The following is a 22,923-nucleotide window of genomic DNA, read 5'->3' on the forward strand; positions in this document are numbered from 1 at the left end:
TGCAGGGATGTAATCGCTTTCAGATCCTCCGTTCCGGTAGCGCCGGGCCATGCCCGGCGAACGTCACGAGAGATATTCATCAGTTCAACGGCGTGAAACGAATGGCCTGCCCACCGCCCGGTGCCAGCACCAGCGTCAGCACGTCGGCGCTGGTCACCTCACGGGTTTCGCGCGCGAACGCGAACGGATTGCTGCGGAAATCAGCACCCTCGCCATCGCGGTAGATTTCGGCGCGGTAGCGCACGCCCGGCTCCAGGAAGCCCAGCGATACCGGCAGCACGCGGCCGTGCTCGTCGGTGATGCTGCCGAGGAACCAGTCGCGGCTGTTGCGGTCGCGGCGCACGATCGTCACGTAGTCGCCCACTTCGCCATCGAGCACGCGGCTCTGCTCCCAGTCCACCGCCACGTCCTCGATGAAGCGGAACGCCTCGCGATGCTGCAGGTAGTGCTCGGGCAGGTCGGCGGCCATCTGGATCGGGCTGTACAACACCACGTACAGCGCCAGCTGCCGTGCCAGCGTGCTGGGGATGGCCTGGCCGTGGCGGCCCTTCAGGCTGAGGATGCCGGGGGTGTAGTCCATCGGCCCGGCCAGCATGCGGGTGAACACCAGGTTGACCTCATGTTCCGGTGGGTTCGGTGGCTGGCCCCAGGCGTTGTACTCCATGCCGCGCGCGCCTTCGCGCGAGAGCCAGTTGGGGTAGGTGCGGCGCAGGCCGGTGTCCTTGATCGGCTCGTGCGGGTTCACCGACAGGTGCCGGCGCGCAGCCTCCTGCACCACCTTCAGGTGGTGGCGGGCCATGAACTGCCCGTCGTGCCACTCGCGCCACAGCGGGCCACCGGCCGGATTGCGGCGGTCGACCTGGCCGTCGTCGCAGACATAGCCGGTCTTGAACTGGTCCACGCCCAGCCGTGCGTACAGGTCCAGCGCGGCACCCAGCTGGTCCTCGTAATGTTCGATGGCACAGCCGGTTTCGTGGTGGCCGATCAGGTGCACGCCCTTGTTCAGGCCATACGCTGACAGCGCTTCGATATCGAAGTCCGGCGTGGCGCGGGTGAAATCGAAGTCGTAGCCGTTGCCCACCCACATGCCGTCCCAGCCCGGATTCCAGCCTTCCACCAGCACGCCGCGGAAGCCGTGTGCGGCGGCGAAATCGATGACTTTCTTCGTTTTGGCCGTGGTGGCCGCGTGCTTCGGTCCGGTCGCCCAGCTCTCGTTGTCCAGGTGCATCGACCACCACACGCCCAGGTACTTGGCCGGCTTCACCCAGCTCACGTCGCCCAGTGCATTGGGCTCGTTGAGGTTGAGGATCAGGTCCGATTCGACCAGGCCTCCAGCGCGGTCGGCGATCTGCAGCGTGCGCCACGGGGTGGCGAAGGGCAGGGCACGGCGCGCTTTCCAGCCTTCCGCCGAGGGCGACAGCTGCGCGCGCAGGCGCTGGCCCCCGGTTCGCCGCAGCCACATGCCGGCATAGTCCACCAGCGCCGCCTCGTGGATCGCCACATGCAGGCCATCGCGGCTGCGCAGGGTCATCGGCGTATGCACCAGCGGCACTTCACGCAGTGGCGTGCGCTGGTACAGGTATTCGTAGTGGATCGGTTCGCCGGCAGGTATCCACCAGGCGGTGGAATCCTGCGCGATGGCGAACTCGGTCAGTTCGTCATCGATGATCGCCTCGTGCAGGTTCGGCTGTTCGGGGAACACGTAGCGGAAGCCCACGCCGTCGTCGTAGACGCGGAACACCACATCCAGCCGCCGCTTGCTGCCGGTGGTTTCGGCCAACTGCACGGTCAGCTCGTTGAAGTGGTTGCGGGTGAGCCGGCGCTCGCCCCACGGCTGCTCCCAGCGGTCATCGACGCTGCGCCGCTGCTGGCCGAACAGGGCGAAATCGCGGTCCAGGCGGCCGTCGCGCAAGGCGAAGCCGAGCTTCGAATCCTCCACTACGACCTCGCCGAAACGTTCGACGCGGTAGCGGGCGGTGCCGCCGTCCAGCACCAGGCTGACCGTGAGCACCTTGCCCGGTGATTCGACGCTGGCCACCTGAGGCGTGGCCTGTGCCAGCGTGGCCAGGCCGAGCAGGGCCAGTCCGAGCACATGCGCGACCACCGCGCGTACAGCAGTGGGTGACATCGGCATTTCCCCTCCCAAGGCGCCGTTGGCAGACCCGGACCATAAGCCAGCGCGGCAGGCGCGCTACCGCGCAACGCCATGAATACGTATGCAGCTGGACGCAGCCGACAGCCCCGCGTCTACCATGGGGCCAAGGCACCTTGAGGGAGGCGCCGCGCCCGCCCGCCGGCAACGACGGTGCGGACCTACAACGCGTGCAGAGAGGGAGGGAGGCCGACGGGCGCAAGCCGGTCCGCCGCTTCGATGCTGAAGATCATTTGCCTGACCGCTGCCCTGGGGGCAGCGCTGGGATCGACCGCGCAGGCGGCCGACCTGCAATTCGACGGCCGTCATGCGCGCGCCGAAGCCGCTGCCAAGGGCAGCTTCGTGCTGCATGCGCCGAAGGGTGTGGTGCACATCGCGCCCATGCCGATGCGCAGCCAGACCGGCAGCGTGATGTTCGATGCGCTGTTCGCGCTGGCCCAGCAGGAGATGGACCAGGACCGCGTGGATGCGATCCGTGATCCTGCGTTCGACGAAGGCCGGCCGGTGCCGTGCGAGTGTTTCCAGACCGGCGCGCGCTGGCCCTACGTGTGGACTCGCGATGTCAGCTTCGCCGCCGACCTGGCGCTGGCACGGCTGGATCCGCAGCGCACCCGGCAGTCGCTGCAGTTCAAGCTGTCTGCGGCGCGCGACGGGCACACGCCCGGCCTGTTCGTCGCGCAGGACACCGGTTCCGGCGGCAGCTGGCCGATCAGCAGCGACCGCGTGGTGTGGTTCCTCGCCGCACGCCACCTGCTGGACGATCGCGCGTTCGCCGACCAGGTCTGGCAGGCGCTGCAGGGTACATTGGCGCAGGACCGCGCGATGGTGTTCGACGCGCAGATGGGCCTGTACCGTGGCGAGACCTCGTTCCTGGACTGGCGCGAGCAGACCTATCCGGACTGGACCCGTGAGGACGTTCGCTTCATCGGTGACTCCTACGCACTGTCCACCAACGTACTGCACTACCAGGCGCTGCGCCTGGCCGAGCGGCTGGCCGGCCAGCACGGCGACGCCCGCGCGGCCGACTACAAGGCCTGGGCCGATGCGTTGGCGCAGCAGATCGATGCACGCTTCTGGGGCGAGGATACCGGCCAGTACATGAGCTACATCGGCGAAGCCGCGCACCCGGTGCCGTATGCCAAGGTCGATCTGCTCGGCCTGTCGCTGGGCATCCTGGCCGACGTGCTGCCACCCGAGCGCGCGCGCCGCGCACTGGCTGCCTATCCGATGGGGCCGGCCGGCAGCCCGGTGGTCTGGCCGCAGGAGGCAGAGCAGCCGATCTACCACAACCGCGCCATCTGGCCGTTTGTCAGCGCCTATTCGCTTCGTGCCGCGCGCCAGCTGGACGACGCGCCGCGCATTGCCGCCGAGATCCGCTCGCTGATGCAGGGCGCCGCGCTGGCCGGTTCCAACATGGAAAACTACGAACTGGTCAGCCAGGCCGTGCACGTGGAGGAAGGCGCGCTGAGCGGCCCTGTGGTCAACTCCGAACGCCAGCTGTGGTCGGTGGCCGGCTATCTGTCGATGGTGATCGAGGGTGTGTTCGGCGTGCAGGACGATGGCCGGGTGGTGCCCAAGTTGCCGGCGGTGCTGGTGCCCGAACTGTTCGGCAGCCAGCGCCGCATCCGTCTGGACGCTGCGGGCAGACGCTATGTGCTGGAGCGCCCGAAGCAGCTGGGTGATGGATTGCTGGTGGCAGGCAAGGTGACGACGCGCGGTGCCACTACGACCGTGCAGCTGGTCCCCGCGGCAGTGGCGCCACGCAGCGAGATGATGACGGCCGACGCCAATGCGCGCGCACCGGCCACGCCGGCTGCGCCGGAGGCGCGACGCAAGGGCAGGGGCTGGAGCGTCGCGGTCGCTGCCGGCCAGGTGCTGTGGCAGGACGGACGGACGCTCACCGCCAGCAATGGCGAGGCACGCATCAGCGACGACGGCCTGCAGCATTGCCTCAGCCTGACCCGGCGCGAAGGCGCATTGGAATCGCTGCACAGCCCGACGGTCTGCATCGGTCCGCAGCAGGTGCTGAAGGGTGCGCAGCGCTGGCAGTTCGCCTCGGCCAGGGCCGGGCAGGTGCGCCTGCGCCTGCAGTACCGCAATCCGAACGGGCCGATCAACACGGGCGTCACCGCTGCGGTGAAGCAGCTGGTGCTGCACTGCCCGGGCATTCCCCAGCAGCGGCGGACGCTCACCCTGCCGCACAGCGTGGCCGTGCAGGACTCGACCTCGGCAACGTTCACAGTGGCCAAGGGCCGGTGTTCGGTCGCGCTTGAGGAAGGCTTCAACATGAGCGCGCTGCAGCATTTCGCGCACTACACCGGGGGCAAGGGCGGGCGCGACGGCGTGCTCAACCAGGCCCAGGTGCAGGCATTGATGGTGGCGCCGGTGGCCGCGGCAGAGGGCGCACGATGAATCGTCCCGTCAAGCCGCAGCTGTCGTTCTGGCAGATCTGGAACATGTGTTTCGGCTTCCTCGGCATCCAGTTCGGCTTCGCCCTGCAGAACGCCAATGCCAGCCGCATCTTCGAGACACTGGGCGCGGACATCGACGCGGTGCCTGGGCTGTGGATCGCCGCGCCGCTGACTGGCCTGCTGGTGCAGCCGGTGATCGGTTATCTGTCCGATCGCACCTGGACGCGCTGGGGGCGCCGCCGTCCGTACTTCATGATCGGTGCGGTGCTGACCACGCTGGCACTGCTGGTGATGCCGAATTCGCCGACGCTGTGGATCGCCGCCGGCACGCTGTGGGTGCTGGATGCCTCGATCAACGTATCGATGGAACCGTTCCGCGCCTTCGTCGGCGACCAGCTGGCGCCGCGCCAGCGTCCAGCCGGCTACGCCATGCAGAGCTTCTTCATCGGTGTGGGTGCCATCGTCGCCAGCTTCCTGCCGTTCATCCTGGCCCACTTCGGGGTCGCCAATACGGCCGCCGCAGGTGAAGTGCCGGACACCGTGCGCTATGCGTTCTACTTCGGCGCGGTGGTGCTGCTGGCGGCGATCACCTGGACGGTGGTCAGCACCCGCGAGTACTCACCGGCGGAGCTGGCTGGCTTTGATGATGCCGAGCCGCCGGCGCACCACGCAGGGATCGCCATCAGTGGCCCTGCGCCGTGGACGCAGGTGGCTCTGTGGCTGGGGCTGGGCGTGCTGCTGGCGCTGCTGATCGCCTGGCGGCAGGGCGACAGGATGCTGTACGTGCTGGCGGGCTTGTGTGCGGGGTACGGCTTGCTGCTAGCGCTCGCCCGTGCGCTGCCGGGCACCCACATGCTGGCCGCCATCGTCGGCGACCTGCGCGCGATGCCGGTCACCATGCGTCGCCTGGCGTGGGTGCAGTTCTTCTCGTGGTTCGCGCTGTTTGCGATGTGGATCTACACCACCGCCGCCGTGGCCGGCGCCCACTTCGGTTCGACCGAACCCGAGTCGGCGGCCTACAACGAAGGTGCCAACTGGGTGGGCGTGCTGTTCGGCGCCTACAACGGTTTCGCCGCGTTGGCGGCGGTGCTGATTCCACTGATGGTACGTGCGATCGGCCTGCGCTGGAGCCACCTGGTCAACCTGTGGCTGGGCGGTGCCGGGCTGGTCTCGCTGATGTTCATCCGCGACCCGCACTGGCTGCTGCTGTCGATGGTCGGCGTCGGCTTCGCCTGGGCGTCCATTCTCTCGCTGCCCTATGCACTGCTGTCCGACAGCGTGCCGGCATCGAAGATGGGCGTGTACATGGGCATCTTCAATTTTTTCATTGTGATCCCGCAGCTGGTCGCCGCCAGTGCGCTCGGCTTCGCCCTGCGTACGTTGCTGGGTGGCCAGCCGATGCATGTACTGGTGCTGGGCGGCTGCAGCCTGTTCATCGCCGGCCTGTGCGTGCTGTGGGTTCCGTCCCGTCCGGAGGTGGTGTGATGCGTGGTGCGCTGTCTGTTGCTGTTTCCCTGGTACTGCTGGCCGGCCATGCAGCGGCCGCGCCGCGCCCGGACTATGTGGGCACCACCGAGCCATTCGCCAGCGATGCGGTGTACTTCGTGGTCACCGACCGCTTCGTCAACGGCGATCCGTCCAACGACCATCGCGACCAGGGCGGCACGCACCGTACCTTCGATATCCCGGTGCCGTGCCCGGACAAGGTGGACGGCAACATCGGTTATCTCGGCGGCGACTTCCGCGGCGTGCTCGACAATGCGCAGTACATCCGCAACCTCGGCTTCGGTGCGGTGTGGATTACCCCCATCGTCGACAACCCGGACGAGGCGTTCACCGGCAGCAAGCCGATCAGCTGCACCAGCACGCTGACCGACCGCGGCAAGACCGGCTACCACGGCTACTGGGGCATCAACTTCTACAAACTCGACGAACACCTGCCCAGCAAGGACCTGGACTTCGCCGGGCTGACCAAGGGCCTGCACGGTGCTGGCCTGAAGGTGGTGCTGGACATCGTCGGCAACCACGGTTCGCCGGCCTGGACCATGCCGATACGGCAGCCGCAGTTCGGCCAGATCTTCGACAAGGACGGAACGCTGATTGCCGACCACCAGAACCTGCCACCGCAGAAGCTGGATCCGAAGCACAACCCGCTGCACGCGTTCTACAACAACATCGGTCCGGTCGACAGCAAGGACGGCTCGATCTTCGACGGCAACCTCGCCGAGCTGTCCGACTTCAACCAGGACAATCCGGCGGTGATGGATTATCTGGTGGGAGCCTACCTGCAGTGGACCGCGCAGGGCGTGGATGCCTTGCGCATCGACACCATCGGCTGGTTGCCGCACCCGTGGTGGCATGCCTTCGTCAAACGCATCCGCGCCGAGCACCCGGGCATGTTCATGTTCGGCGAAGCGTTCGATTACGATGCCGCGCGCATCGCCGAGCACACCTGGCCGGCCAACGCCAACGTCAGCGTGCTCGATTTTCCGTTGCGCGGCGCGCTGGAGCAGACCTTCGGCACCGCCGGCAAGGGCTTTGAAACCCTGGCCGAGCCGCTGCACCTGAGCGGTGGCCCGTACGCCAATCCGTACGAGCTGATGAGCTTCTACGACAACCACGACATGCCGCGCCTGCAGGCCAGCGACAGCGGCTTCATCGATGCGCACAACTGGCTGTTCACCGCGCGTGGCATTCCAGTGGTCTATTACGGTTCGGAAACCGGCTTCATGCGTGGTCGCGCCGAGCATGCCGGCAATCGTGCCTACTTCGGCCAGCCGCGTGTGGACGCTGCGCCGCAGAGCCCGATCTTCGCGCCGTTGCAGCGCATCGCCAGGCTGCGCGCAGCCACCCCGGCGCTGCAGCGCGGCCTGCAGGTCAACGAGCGCCTGCAGGGTGATGAGGCAGTGTTCTTCCGCGTGCTGCAGCAGGGTGACGTCGCGCAGACCGCGCTGGTGCTGCTGAACAAGGGCGACCAGGCGAGGACCTTCACCGTGGCGCGTTACGTCCAGAACGGCCGCTGGCGCGACGCGCTGGAGGGAGGTTCGTTGCGGGTGGACGGCGCGCTGAAGGCGGAAGTGCCCGCGCACGGAGTGAAGGTCTACGTGCTGGATGCCGCCGTGCAGCAGCCGGCGCTGCAGGCCGAGCTGGACAAGGCGATGGCCGACCAGAAGGCGCGGGACCAGCGGCTGGGACGGTAGTGCCGGCCGCTGGCCGGCAGCCCCGGATTCCTGGCACCTGCCTACCGCTCTGGTGGGTGCCAACCTTGGTTGGCACGCTTTTCGAGCAGTCGAGCAAGCTCGACTCTACAATAGACACCCCTCACGCCCCGCCGTACCGCCATGACCGACCTCGCCCCGCAGACCCCGATCGAAACCCTGCTGAAGGCGGCGATGGACGGGGCGGTGCCGATCCGCGCCTTCATGGAGGCCTTCGTCGCCTCCGAAGTGGTGCTGCTGACCGGCAGCCTGGTCACCCCCGATGGCAGTGGCTTCGACCCGCTGCTGTTCGACAAGCACGGCACCCTGCATGTGGCCGTGTTCACCGATCCATCGCGGGTGGGCGTCTACAGCCAGCAGGCCGAACACCAGATCCGCTGGCTGATGCTGGACGTGCTGCGCCGGGTGCCCAGCGGCTACGGCGTCGTGATCAACCCGGGTACGCCGATGGGCTTCGAGATCTCGCCCAGTGGCATCGGCGAGATCCTGAAGGACTTCGCCCAGGGCTGAGCCGTCGCCGCGTTGTTTGTAGCTTCGAGCATCGCTCGGCCCTACAGAAGGCTTCCCTTCGAGCGCCGTCCGTGATCCCCTTGGATGACATCGGGATCGAGGCATCGCCATGGAATTCAGGGTATTAACCGCCGACGCACCGGAGCGGCAGCAGTTGGCCCGGTGGTACCACGCGGAATGGGGCCAGGACGCCGGCCTGTCGCTTGAACAGGAACGGCAGCGGCTGGATCCGCCACAGGATGCTGAAGGCTTTCCGCACCTGATCGCCGCCTTTGATGACGGCCAGGTGGTCGGCGCGGTGCAGCTCAAGCGCCGGGAGATGCACGCATTCCCGCAGTACGAGCACTGGCTGGGCAGCGTGTTCGTGGCCGACAGCCATCGCGGGCGTGGGCTAGCTGGCGGCTTGGTCGAACAGGCCGCGGCACAGGCGGTGCGGATGGGTGTGACCGACCTGTACCTGCAGACCGAGGCCCTTGACGGTGGGCTGTACGCGCGGCTGGGCTGGAAGCCGCTGCAGGAAGCTGACAACCGCAGCCATCGCGTTCTGGTGATGGTGCGCAGGCTGGGCGCATGAGCGCCCCAACGGCCCGGCATTCCCGCTCCGCGCTGATCTTCCTGATCGCGGCCATTGTCGTCGCACTGGTGTCCATGCCCGCGCTGCGCGCAGTGGGCATGGTGCTGTGGCCGATGTTCGTCATGGCCTGGCTGATCAACCTGGGCGCGGCCTGGCATCTGGCGCAGTGGGCACGCCAGCAGGGCCGTTCGGCGTGGGCCTGCGGATTGCCGGCCGCGCTCGGTACCGTCGCCTCGATCGTGGTCTATGTGCTGCTGGCGTTGCTGGGGCCGAAGGCCGCGGTGCGCTGAAAGCGCCGTGCCGAGCATGGCTCGGCACTACATGCAGCATGCGGAGCGCCGACGCAACCGCCGGCGCTCCGTTGCCTCACATCGTCACCTTGCGCCGGTTGTCATCGCTCACGCGGTCGATCAGCTTGTTGTACGGATCGAAGCCTGCTTCATCCGGCTTTTCATCCACGGTCACGGTGATCTCCGGCGTGGCGCTGGTGATGTGATGGCGTTGCAGGTACAGCACCTTCTGGTCGCGCTCCCTGCCCGACGGCCCATAGGCGAACACGCCGACCTCGACCCAGTCATCCATCTTCCCGTCGCTTTCCTTGCCCTTGCCGTCGGCGTACTGCTTGGCCGCGTGCAGGTCCAGGGTCACGTCGTAGCGGCCGTCGTCGCGCTTGCGGGCGCTGGCGGCCATCACCCGGTTGTCGTAGAAACTGATCTTCTCGAACAGGTCGGTGACCAGCTGCTGGCGGTCAGCCGGGGTCTCGGCACGGATGTACCCCAGCAGCTCGCGTGAGGTGGTGTACGGTGGCTGCTGGTAACCCTTGTCCTGCAGGAAGCGCTTCAGGGCACGGTTCAGCGCCTGCTCGCCGATTTCCTCACGCAGCCGGTAGAACGCCAGCGACCCCTTCTGGTAGTGGATGTACTGCTGGTTCTCCACGCGCTCCAGCGGCTGTTCTTCGATGGCTTCGCCACCGCGCCCGGACAGGTAGCCGTCCAGCTCGCGCTTGAGGAACTGGCGCATGTGCTGGCGGCCGTACTCCTGCTCCATCACCATCAGTGCCGAGTACTGCGACAGCGATTCGGACAGGACCGTTGCGCCCTGCACGTTGGCACCGATCACCTGATGCGCCCACCACTGGTGTGCGATCTCGTGCGCGGTCACGTAGAACACGTAGTCCACCTTGTCCGGGTCACGCAGGTCGGCGATGAAGCCGATGGCCTCGGAATAGGGAATGGTGTTGGCGAACGACTGCGCGAAGCGGGCATAGCCCGGGAACTCGATGATGCGTACCTGGCGGTGCTGGTAGGGGGTGAAGTTCGCTTCGTAATAGGCCAGCGATTTCTGCACCGCTTCGATCATCCGGTCCACGTTGTAGCCGTGCGCCGGGTCGAAGTAGACCTCGATCGGGATGTCCTTGTATTTGGCCCTGCGCACCTCCCAGCGTGCCGAAAGATAGGCGTAGAAGTTCAGCATCGGCCGGTCCATGGCATAGCTGAAGCAGCGTCGGCCATTCACCGTGGTCTCCTGCTGCAGGTAGCCCGGCGCCAGCGCCACCTGGTCCGGTGCGGTGCAGACCGTGGTGCGGAAGTCGAGCCAGTCGGCGTCGTTGGAGATGTAGGTGTTGGCGCGTGCGGCTTCGTCTTCCAGCCTGGGCATGCGCCGCGGCTCACCCAGGTCGCGCTTGCGGCGCTCGTTGCGGTCACTGATCTCCGCACCTTCGTTGTAGCCGAAGGAAGGCAGTACGCGGCTGTTGAAGAAGGTACCGTTGTCGACGATGTTGCTCGGTGCCTGGCCGGCGGTGATGCCGTTGGGCTTCTGCACCACCCGGAAGTGGAGGCTGCGGCTTTCACCCGGTTGCAGTGGTTTCTGCAGGCGGTAGACGCGGTAGCCGAGATCGGCGTCATGCATCGAAAGTGTCTGCCCACCCAGGTCAACCGCGACCAGCTGCTTGTCGTCGGCCATAGACACATGCACGTCCTGGATCGGCACGGCATGCGTGTTGCGCACCGTCCAGTTCGCATCGATCACCATCGACTGCGATTCGGGGAACAGGTCCACGCGATTGTCCACCGCCACGATGCGAGGCTGCGGCAGAGTGCGGTACTTCGATAGTTCACGCTCGTAGCGCGCCTGCAGGTCCAGCTGCTGGTCGGGCGAGGTGAACTCGTTGCGGACGTTGGTGCTCCAGTACAGCCAGCCGCCCACGCCGACGAAGGCCAATGCGGCGACTCCGGCAAAGACCCCGGTCGGGCCGCGCAGGCGGCGGCCGGCCAGGGCCAGGCGCTGGCGCAGGCCCTGGCTGACGCCGCGTACCCAGAAGGCCGATGCCAGGCACATCAAGGTCAGCAGGAACAGCGCCCAGTAGCCCTGGAACGCCAGTTGCCCGGTCAGGAAGTGGCCGTAGCCGTTCATGTCCGAATAGGGCGCGTTGGGCCAACTGCCGAAGTTGTACAGGTTCTGCGTGTAGTCGAGCAGGCCGAGCACACCCTGGCCGATCATCACAACGATCAGCAGTGCGTAACCGACGAACTTGTTGTTGGTGAGTACCTGCAGCACCAGCGCCAGGCCGCCCATCAGGATGTAGACCACCGAATCCAGCGCCAGGCTGCGCAGGTACAGCAGCGGCTCCAGGTGCGTGTAGCCCTTGGCCAGCTGCACGCCCATCGCCGCCAGCGCACCGGCGGCCTGGAAGCAGACGATCACCGCCAGCAGTGCGGTGAACTTGGCCAGCAGCGGTACCCAGTTCGGCACCGGCATCGCGTCGGTCACTTCGTTGATGCGCGCGCTGCGTTCCTTCCAGACCAGCTCACCGGCGAAGAACAGCACGATGATCACCAGCAGCCAACTGAAGGCGCCCTGCAGCGCCATGATCATCTGCGAGGTGACCGGCCAGATCGAGGTGCCATACAGTGTCTGCCGGAACAGCGCGCTGGGCAGGAAGTTGGCCAGGCCCAGCACCAGCAGCACGATGAACGGCACGCTGCGCAGAACGCCGCGTGTATCGAAGCGGACCTGGCGCAGGAACTGCTGCCACGCGGTGGTCGCTCTGAATGCCGGTACCACGCGTGGCAGTGTAGTGCGGGTGGGACGGAGAGCGGCGGCATCGGCCACGGGCTGCGCCTGCCTGCGGCCCCAGCGACGGCGGCCGCTGCCGCTGCGCTCGGTCCGGAACAGCGCGAAGGTGGCGGCGAACAGCGCTGCGGCCACGCTCAGCCAGAGGATGCGGTTGGCCAGCAGATAGCCGGTCAGCTCGGGAATCCCGTTGTTGCGCTCGGCGGTGGACCAGTAGCGGATGGTGCGGCTGAGTGCGCGCATGCCCAGCGGCTCGCTCAGCACGGCAATCCACGTATTGTCGATGTCGCGCAGCAGGGCTGCACTGACGCCATACAGTACGAGGTAGGCCACCAGGCCGATGTAGACCCACAGGATCGAACGGGTCAGCGCCGCCAGCAGTGACAGCAATGCCGTGGTGAACAACAGGTTGGGAATGACGATGACCGCGAACGTCCAGGCATAGCCCCGCCAGCTGACCGGCCCCATGCGTTCGGGATCGACCCACGGCATGAACGGCGCCAGCAACAGGCCGAACGCAATCACAACGTAGACCAGCAGGCCGGCGGCCAGGGCGGCGGCGATGCGCCCGGCCAGGTAGTCGCGGCGTTTCACCGGGCTGGCGAAGATCAGCTCGGCGGTGCCCAGTTCGAAGTCACGCAGCAGCGCGTTGCTGACGAACAGAGCGGTGACCAGCATGCCGAGCAGGGTGAAGATACCCAGCATCTGCGCGATCACGGTGGGCGCGTTGCTGTGCACGTTGCCGCTGCCGCCACCGATCTGCACGGCGTCGCTGGAGGCCGCGGCGAAGGCGAGCAGGGCGAACAGCCCGGCCAGCAGCCACAGCAGCGGGGAACGCAGCTGCTCGCGCAGCTCGAAGCGGAAGAAGTCGAGGGTCATGGCGTGCTCCGCTCAGGCTGCCGCGCGGGCACGGGCCTGCAGGCGCAGGCGCTGGAAGTACACGTCCTCAAGGTCGGGTGCCACGGCCACGAAGCCGTCGCCGGGGTCGTTGGCGCTGTGCACGTGGATCACCGGGCGGCCACCGACCAGGCGGGTGGACAGCACCACGTAGCGCGCTTCATGGTCGGCCAGCTCCGAAGGATCGACCTGCTTGCGCCAGACCTGGTGCTGCAGGGCGTCGATGGCCTCGGCAGGACGGCCGGTGAGCAGCACCTGGCCCTTGTTCATGATCGCCATCGTCGGGCACAGGTCGGTCACGTCCTCGACGATGTGGGTGGACAGGATCACAGCCACGTTTTCGCCGATCGCCGCCAGCAGGTTGAGGAAGCGGTTGCGTTCCTCCGGGTCGAGGCCGGCGGTGGGTTCATCGACGATCACCAGCCGCGGGTCACCCAGCAGCGCCTGGGCGATGCCGAAGCGCTGGCGCATGCCGCCGGAGTAGGTACCGAGCTTGCGCTTGCGCGCGTCCCACAGGTTTACCTGCTGCAGCAGCTCATCGACCACCTCGCGGCGCTGGGCGCGCTGGGTCAGGCCCTTGAGCACCGCGAAATGCTCCAGCAGGTCCAGCGCGCTGACCTTCGGGTAGACGCCGAAGTCCTGCGGCAGGTAGCCCAGCCGGCGGCGCACCGCGTCCTTGTCGCGCAGCACGTCGATCGACGCCTCACCCGGAATGCTGAGCGTCGCCGTGCCACTGTCGGCCTCCTGCAGGGTCGACAGCGTGCGCATCAGCGAGGACTTGCCGGCGCCGTTCGGGCCGAGCAGGCCGAACATGCCGCGCGGGATATCCAGGGTGACGTTGTTGAGGGCATGCACGCCGTTGGCGTACGTCTTGGACAGCGAATCGATCTTCAGCATGCGACGTACACCTTTCCGTGTGTGATCGGGCTGTTTATCACTCGCAACTGGGCTGGCGTCATGCGCCGTTGGTCATGGGGCCGTGCGGGTAGCAGGTGGTGGCCCCCACCGTTGAAGGGTGCGGCAGGGGGGGGGGGCAGGCTGTGAAGTCTTCCTGAATGCGTTGGGAAAGGTCGGCCGGATCACACAGGACGTCGACAGGGGCACCGATAGTCTTTGCGCCTCTCAGGGCCATTGCCATGCAGGCGTACATGCGGACTGTTACCGGAGTAGAGGGACTGGACAGCATTCTTGGTGGCGGACTTCCGCAGGCACGGCTGTATCTGCTGGAAGGGCCACCAGGCTCCGGCAAGACCACGTTGTCGCTTCAGTTCCTGCTGGAAGGCCTGCGGCGGGGCGAATGTTGCCTGTACATCACGTTGTCCGAGACCGCCGAGGAACTGCGCGAGGTCGCCGTTGCCCATGGCTGGTCGCTGGATGGCCTGCACCTGTTCGAACTGGGGTCGGCTGAAGGCGCAATGGGCAACGGTCGCCTGCAGTCGGTGCTGCATTCGTGGGAAATGGAGCTGGACGAGACGGTCAATCTGATCATGTCCAAGGTGGACAGCATCGGGCCCACCCGCGTGGTGTTCGATTCGTTGTCCGAACTGCGCCTGCTGGCCCAGGACTCTCTGCGCTACCGGCGCCAGATCCTGGCGTTGAAGCAGTTCTTCGCGCCCAAGAGCGCTACGGTGATCCTGGTCGATGACCTGACCTCTACCGGCGAAGAGCGCGACGGGCAGTTGCACAGCCTGTGCCACGGCGTGCTGTCGCTGGAACGCCTTACCCTGGATTTCGGCCCGGCCCGGCGCCGCATGCAGGTGCAGAAGCTGCGCGGTGTGGATTTCATTGCGGGCTACCACGATATGGTGATCCGTCGTGGTGGGCTCGAGATTTTTCCCCGCTTGATCGCCTCCGAGCACCACGACCGGTTCGTGGGTTCGCCGGTGAGCAGTGGCGTCGACGAGATCGATCGCCTGCTGGGCGGGGGGCCCCTGCGCGGCACCTCGACCCTGTTGACTGGGCCCGCTGGCAGCGGCAAGACCAACGTCGCCCTGCAATACGTGTGGGCAGCCTGCGAACGTGGCGAACGCTGCTGCATCTTCGAGTTCGACGAGCGCATCGGCACGTTGTTGGCGCGTGCATCTGCGCTGGACATCGACCTGGACAAGCATCTGCACTCGGGCCTGCTGGAGATCCTGCAGATGGATCCGGCCGAGATGTCGCCGGGTGAGTTCTCCTGGAACCTGCGCAAGGCGGTCGAGCAGCGCAACTGCAGCGTGCTGGTGATCGACAGCCTTAACGGCTATGTCACGGCAATGCCACAGGAAAAGCAGCTGATGCTGCAGCTGCACGAGATGTTGTCCTACCTCAACCAGAAGGGCGTAGCGACGTTCCTGATCAATCCGCAGCATGGCCTGGTGGGCACTATGTCCACTGGCAGTCTCAATGTGTCCTATATCGCCGATGCGGTGGTGCTGTTCCGGTTCTTCGAGGCCAAGGGGCGCATCCGCAAAGCCATTTCGGTGATCAAGAACCGCGGCGGTGCGCATGAGGACACCATCCGTGAGTTGAAGATCGACGGGCGGGGCATCACCGTCAGTGCGCCGTTGGCAGACTTCCAGGGCATCCTGACCGGAACACCCGAATTCGTGGGTGACAGCGCGGTGCTGCTGGGCCAGTCCGATGCCCGATAGCGGTGAGAGCCGCACGGTTGTCCGCATCGTGGCGCCGTTTGGACGCGATGCCGACAGCATTGCTGCGGTACTGGAGGGTGCAGGGTTGGCAACGCGCATCGCGGGCAACCTGGAGGAACTGGCCGAGCAGCTGGATGATCGCACCGGCCTGGTGGTGGTGACCCAGGAAGCCTTGGTGCGAGGCGCCGATGGCGTGCTGCCTGCCTTGCAGCAGCAACCGGCTTGGTCGGATATCCCGTTCATCCTGCTGCGCTCGGCGCGGTCGTATCGCCGCTCCACCCGTGAGGAACTGTTGCCAGTTGCGATCAACGTGGTGGAGCTGGACAGGCCGCTTGGCAGCATGTCCCTGATCAGTGCCGTCCAGGGCGCACTTCGGGCCCGTGACAAGCAGTTCCTCGTGCGGGATCAGATGGCGGCGTTGGCGGACGGGCGGGCCGCGCTGGCTCGCAGTGAAACCGAGTTGCGCCTGATCGCCGATGCGATGCCGGTGCTGATCGCCTTCGTTGATCGTTCGATGTGCTTCCGTTTCGCCAACCGGGCCTATGAGACCTGGTTCGATCTCGCTACCGGCGAGGTGATCGGAAGGCACGTTCGCGAGGTGATCGGCGAAACCGTATGGCAGCAGCGCAGAGCGGCGATGGAGCGCGCGCTGGATGGCCAGGCGGCGCTCTTCGAGATCACCTGGCCACATCCACTACGTGGCCGGCGCGACTGCGAAGTGCGTTACTCGCCACGCACCGATACCGAGGGCCGGGTCGACGGATTCCACGTCTTCGTTACCGATATCACCGCCGCCAAACTGGCCCTCAGCAACAGCCAGCAGCACGCGCATGCACTGGAGGCCATGGTGGCCGAGCGCACGCGGGAGCTGGAAGCGCAGATGGCCGCACGCGAGGCCAGCGAGGCCGCGCTGCGGCAGTCGCAGAAGATGGAAGCGATCGGGCAGTTGACCGGTGGCATCGCGCACGATTTCAACAACATGCTGACTGGCATCCTGTCTGCACTGGACATCGTGCGCCTGCGCCTGGAGATGGGCCGGGTGGATGATCTGGAACGTTTCCTGGATACGGCCACCACCTCGGCGCAGCGTGCCGCCGCATTGACCCAGCGCCTGCTCGCGTTCTCGCGCAGGCAGTCGCTGGACGCGCGGCCGGTGGAGATCAACACGCTGTTGGTATCGGTGCAGCACCTGTTGCACAGCACGATCGGGGAGACGGTGCGGCTGCGTACCGAGACCTGTCCGGTGCCGCTGCATGCCACGCTGGATGCCAACCAGTTCGAAAGTGCGGTGCTGAACCTGGCCATCAATGCGCGCGACGCGATGCCTGATGGCGGCGAGCTGATCCTGCGCACTGCGGAAGCGGATGTGCATGCCGGCCAGTATCCGGCAGTGCCGGCAGGGCACTATGCGGTGGTGGCAGTTGCCGACACGGGCGCCGGCATGGCGCCGGAAGTAGTCGAGCGCGCATTCGAGCCGTTCTTCACCACCAAGCCCATCGGCAAGGGAACCGGGCTGGGCATGTCGATGGTGTATGGCTTCATGCAGCAGTCCGGTGGTCACATCGCGATCGAATCGCGCTTGGGTGAGGGCACCACCATCTCCCTGTTCATTCCGCTGGTGGAGGTCGCGGCCAGCGAAGCAGTGGCCGCTCCGGCCAAGGACATTCCGCTCGGCGCTGGCCAGTCGATCCTGGTGGTTGAGGATGATGAGCAGGTGCGCATGCTGGTCACGGTGGTGCTTGAGGAGCTGGGGTACCAGGCCCAGGTGGTGGGCGATGCGGACGCCGCGCTTCCGATCCTGACTTCGGACCAATGCATCGATCTGTTGATCACCGACGTCGGCCTGCCTGGGCTCAATGGCCGCCAGCTCGCTGAAATAGCCCGTCACTCGCGGCCCACTTTGCCAGTGCTGTTCATGACCGGCTACGCGGAGAAGGCGCAGGAGCGCTCGTCCTTCCTCGATGCGGGCATGGCGATGATCGCCAAGCCGTTCCTGCTTGACGAGTTCAGTGCAGCGGTTCGCGCCGCGATGCCTGAAACGGCAGGTGGCAATTCGTAGAGTCTGGCCTGCTCGACGGGTTGTGTGCAGAGCCGAGCCATGCTCGGCTGTTCTTTCCCGACTGGAGTCGCATCCGCTGGTCGAGCAAGCTCGACACTATCCGCACAGCGACGATTCCCGCACTACCAGCTTCACCGGGATGCTCTGGCTGTCCACCGGCTGCCGGCCGATCAGGGCCAGCAGGCGCTCCACCAGCAGCTGCCCGGCCTGCTTGGTGTCCTGCTGCACGGTGGTCAGCGCCGGGGACACCGAAGCCGCCAGCGGGATGTCGTCGAAGCCGGTTACTGCCACGTCCTGCGGCACCCGCCGGCCAGCCTCGCGCAGGGCGCGCATCGCGCCGATGGCGATCAGGTCGCTGGCCGCGCAGATCGCATCGATCGGCTCGCCGCGCGCCAGCAGTGCCTGGCAGGCCTCCTGGCCGGAGGCTTCAGTGGTGATCGCATCGTGCTGCAGCGCCGGTTCGGCGGCCAGGCCGTGTTCCTGCAGGGCCGCGACATGGCCGCGGTAGCGCTCCTGGAATTCGGGGTAGTGGCTGGAGGCATGGCCGAGGAAGGCGATGCGGCGGCAGCCCTGCTGCAGCAGGTGGGTGGTGATGTCGTGCCCGCCCTGGAAGTTGTCGCTGCCGATCGACACGCCGGGCTGGCCGGGCAGGGCGGCGCCCCAGCGCACGAAGTGCGTGCCCTGTTCGACCAGCCGCTGCAGGCGGTCGCGCGATTCGTGGTAGTCACCGTAGCCAAGCAGGATGATGCCGTCGGCCTTGTTGCTGTCCTCGTAATCGGCCTGCCAATCGGTGGACAGCTGCTGGAACGAGACCAGCAGGTCCTGCCCATGCAGGGCGCAGGCACGGGTGATCGAGCCGAGCATCGAGTGGAAGAAGGGGTTGATCAGCGAGTCGTCGTTGGTCGGGTCCTCGAAGAACAGCAGGGCCAGCGTGCCGGCATTGCGCAGTCGCAGGCTGGAGGCGTTCTTGTCGACCTTGTAATTCAGCTCGCGGGCGATGCGCAGGATGCGCTCGCGGGTCTCGGCGTTGACCATCGGGCTGCCTCGCAGGGCGCGCGACACGGTCGGCTGGGAGACCCCGGCCAGGTGGGCGATGTCCAGGGAGGTGGCTTTGCCTTTGATGGTCATGGGCACGCGGAAGGGGGCAGGGTGGATGGTGCCCGGGCATGATGCCATGGGCCGACGCGGATGCCCTTCCCGATGTCCGCCGAGGCGGGGGTAAGTCATTGCCGGACAAGGAAATCAGCCCAAACCTCCGGTGCCACCGGGGTCTTCTGGCCGGGCGGATGGCGGCGGCAATGCTAAGATGCATCGTTCTCGCACTCCCCAAAATTTCAACAGGGGCTGCCCCGCGTACTGCACCCCCGGCCGGGGCTGTGCTATCACTGGTGGTCTGCCCCTGGACAACGGACGAAGGTACCTATGGCGCGCGGCATCAACAAAGTCATCCTGGTCGGCAATCTCGGCAACGACCCGGACGTGAAGTACACCCAGGGCGGCATGGCGATCACCCGCATCAGCCTGGCCACCACCAGCGTCCGCAAGGACAAGGATGGCAACCAGCAGGAGCGCACCGAATGGCACCGCGTGGTGTTCTTCGGCAAGCTCGGCGAGATCGCCGGCGAGTACCTGCGCAAGGGCAGCTCGGTCTACGTCGAAGGCAGCCTGCGCTACGACAAGTACACCGGCCAGGACGGCGTGGAGAAGTACTCCACCGACATCATCGCCGATGAAATGCAGATGCTGGGCGGCCGCGGTGAAGGCGGCGGTGGTGGTGGTGGCAACTACGGCGGCGATCGTCCGCAGCGCCAGCAGGCGCCGCGCCAGGAGTACGGTGGCGGTGGCCAGCGTGGTGGCCAGCGTGGTGGCCAGGGCGGTGGCTATGGCAACCAGGGCGGCAACCAGGGTGGCGGTTACGGCAACCAGGGTGGCAACCAGCGCCCGCAGCCGCAGCAGGCGCCGCCGATGGACGACTTCGCTGACGACGATATTCCGTTCTGATCGGACGCTCGCCTGCAGCAGAAAAGAAAGCCCCGCTCATGCGGGGCTTTTCTTTGTCCGCGATCCCTGCGGAGTTGTGCCCCGCAGCATTGATTTTCGTGCACCGCGACTTGCAAACAGGCAATTTCCTCCCCTATGGTGCAATCGATTGCATTGCTGTGAATCGTTGCGTTTGATACCGGTTGGGAGGCCGGCAGGTGGATGTCCATCCATTCGATCAGACCGGCCCCGGCGATAGGGCTCACGCGGCGCGATGCGTTGCGCCTTGCGGTTGCTGGCGGTATTGGCCTGGGGGCCGCAGGCGTGCTCCCCGTATTCGCCGCCGATGCGCCGCTCAAGGGCAACCTGAAGCACTCCGTGGCCCGTTGGACCTTCCCGCAGCTGTCGGTCACCCAGCTCTGCGCGACGGTGAAGGACATCGGTTTTGCCGCCATCGACCTGGTCGGCCCGGAAGACTGGCCGATGCTGAAGGCCCATGGCGTGTACAGCTCGATGTGCAACGGCGCAGAGCTTGGCCTGACCAAGGGCTTTGCCGGCCGCGAATTCCACGACCCGCTGGTGGAGCGCTACACGCGGCACATCGACCTGGTGGCTGACGCCGGCTACCGCAACCTGATCTGCTTCTCTGGCAACCGCAACGGCATGGACCCGCAGGAAGGCATGGCCAATGCCGAGGCCGGCCTCAAGCGCATCCTCGGGCACGCAGAGAAGCGCGGCGTCGTGCTGGTGATGGAGCTGCTGAACTCCAAGGTCGACCATCGCGACTACCTGTGCGACCACTCGGCCTGGGGCGTCGAGCTGTGCCAGCGGCTCGGCTCGGACAACTTCGGCCTGCTCTACGACATCTACCACATGCAGATCATGGAGGGCGACATCATCGCCACCATCAGCAAGCATCACGCCTGCTTCAAGCATTACCACACCGCAGGCGTGCCGGGCCGGAACGAGATCGGAGACCAGCAGGAGCTCCACTATCCGGCCATCTGTCGCGCGATCCGCGACACCGGTTTCAAGGGGTATCTGGCGCAGGAGTTCACGCCTGCAGCGCCCGATCCCGTTGCCTCATTGCGCGAGGCGATCCGCCTCTGCGACGTCTGAAACGATATCCACCCAGGTGAGAAACCCATGGCAGATAATCACTACGACGCCATCGTTGTTGGCTCGGGAATCAGTGGCGGTTGGGCGGCGAAGGAGCTGACCGAAAAGGGCCTGAAGGTCCTGATGCTGGAACGTGGCCGCAACATCGAGCACGTCAAGGACTACGTCAATGCGATGAAGGAAGCGTGGGATTTCCCGCACCGCAACCGGCCAACGCAGGCGATGAAGGCCGACTTCCCGGTGCTGATGCGCGACTACGGCCTGGCCGAAAACCTGGAAGGAATGTGGGCCAACGAACAGGACTCGCCCTACATCGAGATCAAGCGCTTCGACTGGTTCCGTGGCTACCACGTCGGTGGTCGCTCATTGTTGTGGGGGCGGCAGAGCTATCGCTTCTCCGACCTGGACTTCGAGGCCAACCTCAAGGACGGCATCGCCACCGACTGGCCGATCCGCTACGCCGACATCGCGCCTTGGTACGACCATGTGGAGAAGTTCGCCGGCATCGCCGGCACGCGCGAAGGGCTGGACGTGTTGCCGGATGGCGAGTTCCTGCCGCCAATCCCGTTGAACATCGTCGAGAAGGACGTGGCCGCGCGTATCAAGAAGGCCTTCGGCGGAACGCGGCACATGATCCACTCGCGCACCGCCAACATCACCAAGCCGATGCCCGAGCAGGGCCGCGTCAACTGCCAGTACCGCAACAAGTGCATCCTGGGCTGTCCTTTTGGGGCCTACTTCTCGACCCAGGCGGCGACGCTGCCAGCGGCGATGAAGACCGGTAACCTGACCTTGCGGCCGTTCTCGATCGTCAAGGAAGTGCTCTACGACAAGGACCGCAAGCGGGCGCGCGGCGTGGAGGTCATCGACGCGGAGACCGGGCAGACCTACCAGTACACCGCCAAGGTCATCTTCCTCAACGCGTCGTCGTTCAACTCGACCTGGCTGCTGATGAACTCGGCCACCGATGTGTGGGAGGGCGGGCTGGGGTCATCGTCGGGCGAGCTCGGGCACAACGTGATGGACCATCATTTCGGAGCGGGCGCCTCCGGCCGGGTCGAGGGCTACGAAGACAAGTACTACTTCGGCCGCCGTCCCTGCGGTTTCTATATTCCACGTTTCCGCAACGTCGCGGCCGACAAGCGCGGCTACCTGCGCGGCTTCGGCTACCAGGGCGGTGCCAGCCGCACCGGCTGGTCGCGCGAGATCGCCGAGCTGAACATCGGTGCCGATCTGAAGGAGGCGCTGACCGTGCCCGGTGACTGGCGCATTGGCATGACCGGGTTCGGTGAAATGCTGCCGCACCACGACAACACGATCCGCCTGGACCGCGACCGCAAGGACAAGTGGGGGCTGCCGGTGCTGGCGATGGACGTTGCCATGCGCGCCAACGAACTGGCGATGCGCAAGGACATGGCCGCCGATGCCGCCGAGATGCTGGAGGCGGCCGGCGTCAAGGACGTGAAGATGCACGACAACGATTACGCCCCGGGCAAGGGCATCCACGAGATGGGGACCGCGCGCATGGGACGTGATCGGAAGAGCTCGGTGCTGAACCAGCACAATCAGGTCTGGGATGCCCCTAATGTCTACGTGACCGACGGGGCCTGCATGACCTCCAGCGCCTGCGTGAATCCTTCGCTGACCTACATGGCGCTGACCGCGCGCGCCGCCGACCACGCCGTGCGTGAACTGAAAGCGGGGAACCTCTGATGGATCGCCGCGAGCTGCTGAAGATGATCGTCGCCGCCACCGGCGCAGCCATGGTCGGCTTGCCTGCGCTCGCGCAGGGAAAGGCCGCTGCCGTACCGGTGAAGACCCTGTTCTCCGATGCCGATGTCGGCACGCTGGACGAAATCGCCGAGACCATCCTGCCGCGGACCCGGACACCAGGCGCGAAAGATGCCGGTGCCGGACTGTTCATGGCGACGTTCGTCAGCGACTGCTACACCGCCCGGCAGCAGGCGACGTTCCGCGCAGGGCTAGCCGATATCGATAGACGTGCCGGCGGCCGCTTCGTGTCGCTCACGCCGGAAGCCCGCACCGAACTGCTGCGCACGCTCGATGCAGAGGCCAAGGCACGCCGTGCCGATGTGACCGAGACCGGTACGCCTGAAGAGGGCGAGGCGATGCCGCACTACTTCACGATGTTCAAGCAGTTGGCCATCTTCGGCTTCTTCACCTCGAAGGTCGGCGCGACCGGGGTGCTGCAGTACGTTGCGGTGCCGGGGCGCTACGACGGCGATCTCGCCTATGTTCCCGGCACGCCCGCCTGGGGGACCAGCTGATGGAGCGCAA

16 protein-coding genes are annotated in these 22,923 nt (G+C 66.2%); 12 read left to right on the plus strand and 4 right to left on the minus strand.

Annotated features, from left to right (window positions below):
* Nucleotides 1–79 precede the first annotated feature (79 nt).
* Complete coding sequence (locus CCR98_RS05465) at nucleotides 80–2,134, minus strand: glycoside hydrolase family 97 protein (RefSeq protein WP_087921801.1); 2,055 nt, start codon at nucleotides 2,132–2,134, stop codon at nucleotides 80–82.
* A 237-nt stretch (nucleotides 2,135–2,371) separates the two neighbouring features.
* On the opposite strand from CCR98_RS05465, the gene CCR98_RS05470 reads away from it, so the two are divergent.
* The 6 genes from CCR98_RS05470 (at nucleotide 2,372) to CCR98_RS05495 (ending at nucleotide 9,155) form a co-directional block, all read left to right on the plus strand.
* Nucleotides 2,372–4,564: a Six-hairpin glycosidase-like protein gene (locus CCR98_RS05470; RefSeq protein ID WP_087921802.1), complete on the plus strand. Its 2,193-nt coding sequence runs from the start codon at nucleotides 2,372–2,374 to the stop codon at nucleotides 4,562–4,564.
* Nucleotides 4,561–6,048 (plus strand): MFS transporter, encoded by a 1,488-nt coding sequence (locus CCR98_RS05475; protein ID WP_087921803.1) that lies wholly within the window; start codon nucleotides 4,561–4,563, stop codon nucleotides 6,046–6,048. The genes CCR98_RS05470 and CCR98_RS05475 overlap by 4 nt, the downstream gene beginning before the upstream one ends.
* Complete coding sequence (locus tag CCR98_RS05480; protein WP_087921804.1) at nucleotides 6,048–7,763, plus strand: alpha-amylase family glycosyl hydrolase; 1,716 nt, start codon at nucleotides 6,048–6,050, stop codon at nucleotides 7,761–7,763. Before CCR98_RS05475 ends, CCR98_RS05480 begins: the two co-directional genes overlap by 1 nt.
* A 141-nt stretch (nucleotides 7,764–7,904) precedes the next feature.
* Entirely contained in the window at nucleotides 7,905–8,291 is a 387-nt protein-coding gene (locus tag CCR98_RS05485; protein WP_087921805.1) for an SseB family protein, read from the plus strand.
* A gap of 109 nt (nucleotides 8,292–8,400) precedes the next feature.
* A complete protein-coding gene (locus CCR98_RS05490; protein ID WP_087921806.1) occupies nucleotides 8,401–8,865 on the plus strand; it encodes a GNAT family N-acetyltransferase in 465 nt (154 codons plus the stop codon).
* Nucleotides 8,862–9,155 carry a hypothetical protein gene (locus tag CCR98_RS05495; RefSeq protein ID WP_087921807.1) on the plus strand — a complete coding sequence of 98 codons (294 nt, stop codon included), beginning with the start codon at nucleotides 8,862–8,864 and terminating at the stop codon, nucleotides 9,153–9,155. The genes CCR98_RS05490 and CCR98_RS05495 overlap by 4 nt, the downstream gene beginning before the upstream one ends.
* Before the next feature lie 76 nt (nucleotides 9,156–9,231).
* On the opposite strand, the gene CCR98_RS05500 is transcribed toward CCR98_RS05495, so the two are convergent.
* Both CCR98_RS05500 and CCR98_RS05505 read right to left on the minus strand, forming a co-directional pair.
* Nucleotides 9,232–12,816, minus strand: a complete 3,585-nt coding sequence (locus CCR98_RS05500) for an ABC transporter permease subunit (protein WP_087921808.1) — start codon at nucleotides 12,814–12,816, stop codon at nucleotides 9,232–9,234.
* 12 nt (nucleotides 12,817–12,828) lie between these two features.
* Entirely contained in the window at nucleotides 12,829–13,731 is a 903-nt protein-coding gene (locus CCR98_RS05505; RefSeq protein WP_087921809.1) for an ABC transporter ATP-binding protein, read from the minus strand.
* Between the two features lie 239 nt (nucleotides 13,732–13,970).
* Here CCR98_RS05505 and CCR98_RS05510 point away from each other — a divergent pair, with 239 nt between their 5' ends.
* Together CCR98_RS05510 and CCR98_RS05515 are read left to right on the plus strand one after the other, a co-directional pair.
* Entirely contained in the window at nucleotides 13,971–15,467 is a 1,497-nt protein-coding gene (locus tag CCR98_RS05510; protein WP_087921810.1) for an ATPase domain-containing protein, read from the plus strand.
* On the plus strand, nucleotides 15,457–17,526 hold the full coding sequence (locus tag CCR98_RS05515) for a PAS domain-containing sensor histidine kinase (RefSeq protein WP_087921811.1): 2,070 nt from the start codon (nucleotides 15,457–15,459) through the stop codon (nucleotides 17,524–17,526). Before CCR98_RS05510 ends, CCR98_RS05515 begins: the two co-directional genes overlap by 11 nt.
* Nucleotides 17,527–17,622: 96 nt before the next feature.
* On the opposite strand, the gene CCR98_RS05520 is transcribed toward CCR98_RS05515, so the two are convergent.
* Entirely contained in the window at nucleotides 17,623–18,654 is a 1,032-nt protein-coding gene (locus CCR98_RS05520; protein ID WP_087921812.1) for a LacI family DNA-binding transcriptional regulator, read from the minus strand.
* Nucleotides 18,655–18,948: 294 nt separating this feature from the next.
* Here CCR98_RS05520 and CCR98_RS05525 point away from each other — a divergent pair, with 294 nt between their 5' ends.
* From CCR98_RS05525 to CCR98_RS05540, 4 genes are all read left to right on the plus strand, one after another.
* Nucleotides 18,949–19,527, plus strand: a complete 579-nt coding sequence (locus CCR98_RS05525) for a single-stranded DNA-binding protein (protein WP_087921813.1) — start codon at nucleotides 18,949–18,951, stop codon at nucleotides 19,525–19,527.
* Nucleotides 19,528–19,728: 201 nt separating this feature from the next.
* Nucleotides 19,729–20,625: a TIM barrel protein gene (locus CCR98_RS05530; protein WP_198361063.1), complete on the plus strand. Its 897-nt coding sequence runs from the start codon at nucleotides 19,729–19,731 to the stop codon at nucleotides 20,623–20,625.
* 27 nt (nucleotides 20,626–20,652) lie between these two features.
* Complete coding sequence (locus CCR98_RS05535; protein ID WP_087921815.1) at nucleotides 20,653–22,338, plus strand: GMC family oxidoreductase; 1,686 nt, start codon at nucleotides 20,653–20,655, stop codon at nucleotides 22,336–22,338.
* Entirely contained in the window at nucleotides 22,338–22,913 is a 576-nt protein-coding gene (locus CCR98_RS05540; protein ID WP_087921816.1) for a gluconate 2-dehydrogenase subunit 3 family protein, read from the plus strand. Before CCR98_RS05535 ends, CCR98_RS05540 begins: the two co-directional genes overlap by 1 nt.
* The last annotated feature ends 10 nt before the right edge of the window (nucleotides 22,914–22,923 follow it).

This window comes from Stenotrophomonas sp. WZN-1 (genome assembly GCF_002192255.1).
Classification (GTDB): Bacteria; Pseudomonadota; Gammaproteobacteria; order Xanthomonadales; family Xanthomonadaceae; genus Stenotrophomonas.

What these genes read in the sequence shown, in the direction of transcription:
- CCR98_RS05465 (WP_087921801.1), bottom strand. Translation starts at nt 2,134, where the DNA reads ATGCCGATGTCACCCACTGCTGTACGCGCGGTGGTCGCGCATGTGCTC.
- CCR98_RS05470 (WP_087921802.1), top strand. Translation starts at nt 2,372, where the DNA reads ATGCTGAAGATCATTTGCCTGACCGCTGCCCTGGGGGCAGCGCTGGGA.
- CCR98_RS05475 (WP_087921803.1), top strand. Translation starts at nt 4,561, where the DNA reads ATGAATCGTCCCGTCAAGCCGCAGCTGTCGTTCTGGCAGATCTGGAAC.
- CCR98_RS05480 (WP_087921804.1), top strand. Translation starts at nt 6,048, where the DNA reads ATGCGTGGTGCGCTGTCTGTTGCTGTTTCCCTGGTACTGCTGGCCGGC.
- CCR98_RS05485 (WP_087921805.1), top strand. Translation starts at nt 7,905, where the DNA reads ATGACCGACCTCGCCCCGCAGACCCCGATCGAAACCCTGCTGAAGGCG.
- CCR98_RS05490 (WP_087921806.1), top strand. Translation starts at nt 8,401, where the DNA reads ATGGAATTCAGGGTATTAACCGCCGACGCACCGGAGCGGCAGCAGTTG.
- CCR98_RS05495 (WP_087921807.1), top strand. Translation starts at nt 8,862, where the DNA reads ATGAGCGCCCCAACGGCCCGGCATTCCCGCTCCGCGCTGATCTTCCTG.
- CCR98_RS05500 (WP_087921808.1), bottom strand. Translation starts at nt 12,816, where the DNA reads ATGACCCTCGACTTCTTCCGCTTCGAGCTGCGCGAGCAGCTGCGTTCC.
- CCR98_RS05505 (WP_087921809.1), bottom strand. Translation starts at nt 13,731, where the DNA reads ATGCTGAAGATCGATTCGCTGTCCAAGACGTACGCCAACGGCGTGCAT.
- CCR98_RS05510 (WP_087921810.1), top strand. Translation starts at nt 13,971, where the DNA reads ATGCAGGCGTACATGCGGACTGTTACCGGAGTAGAGGGACTGGACAGC.
- CCR98_RS05515 (WP_087921811.1), top strand. Translation starts at nt 15,457, where the DNA reads ATGCCCGATAGCGGTGAGAGCCGCACGGTTGTCCGCATCGTGGCGCCG.
- CCR98_RS05520 (WP_087921812.1), bottom strand. Translation starts at nt 18,654, where the DNA reads ATGACCATCAAAGGCAAAGCCACCTCCCTGGACATCGCCCACCTGGCC.
- CCR98_RS05525 (WP_087921813.1), top strand. Translation starts at nt 18,949, where the DNA reads ATGGCGCGCGGCATCAACAAAGTCATCCTGGTCGGCAATCTCGGCAAC.
- CCR98_RS05530 (WP_198361063.1), top strand. Translation starts at nt 19,729, where the DNA reads ATGTCCATCCATTCGATCAGACCGGCCCCGGCGATAGGGCTCACGCGG.
- CCR98_RS05535 (WP_087921815.1), top strand. Translation starts at nt 20,653, where the DNA reads ATGGCAGATAATCACTACGACGCCATCGTTGTTGGCTCGGGAATCAGT.
- CCR98_RS05540 (WP_087921816.1), top strand. Translation starts at nt 22,338, where the DNA reads ATGGATCGCCGCGAGCTGCTGAAGATGATCGTCGCCGCCACCGGCGCA.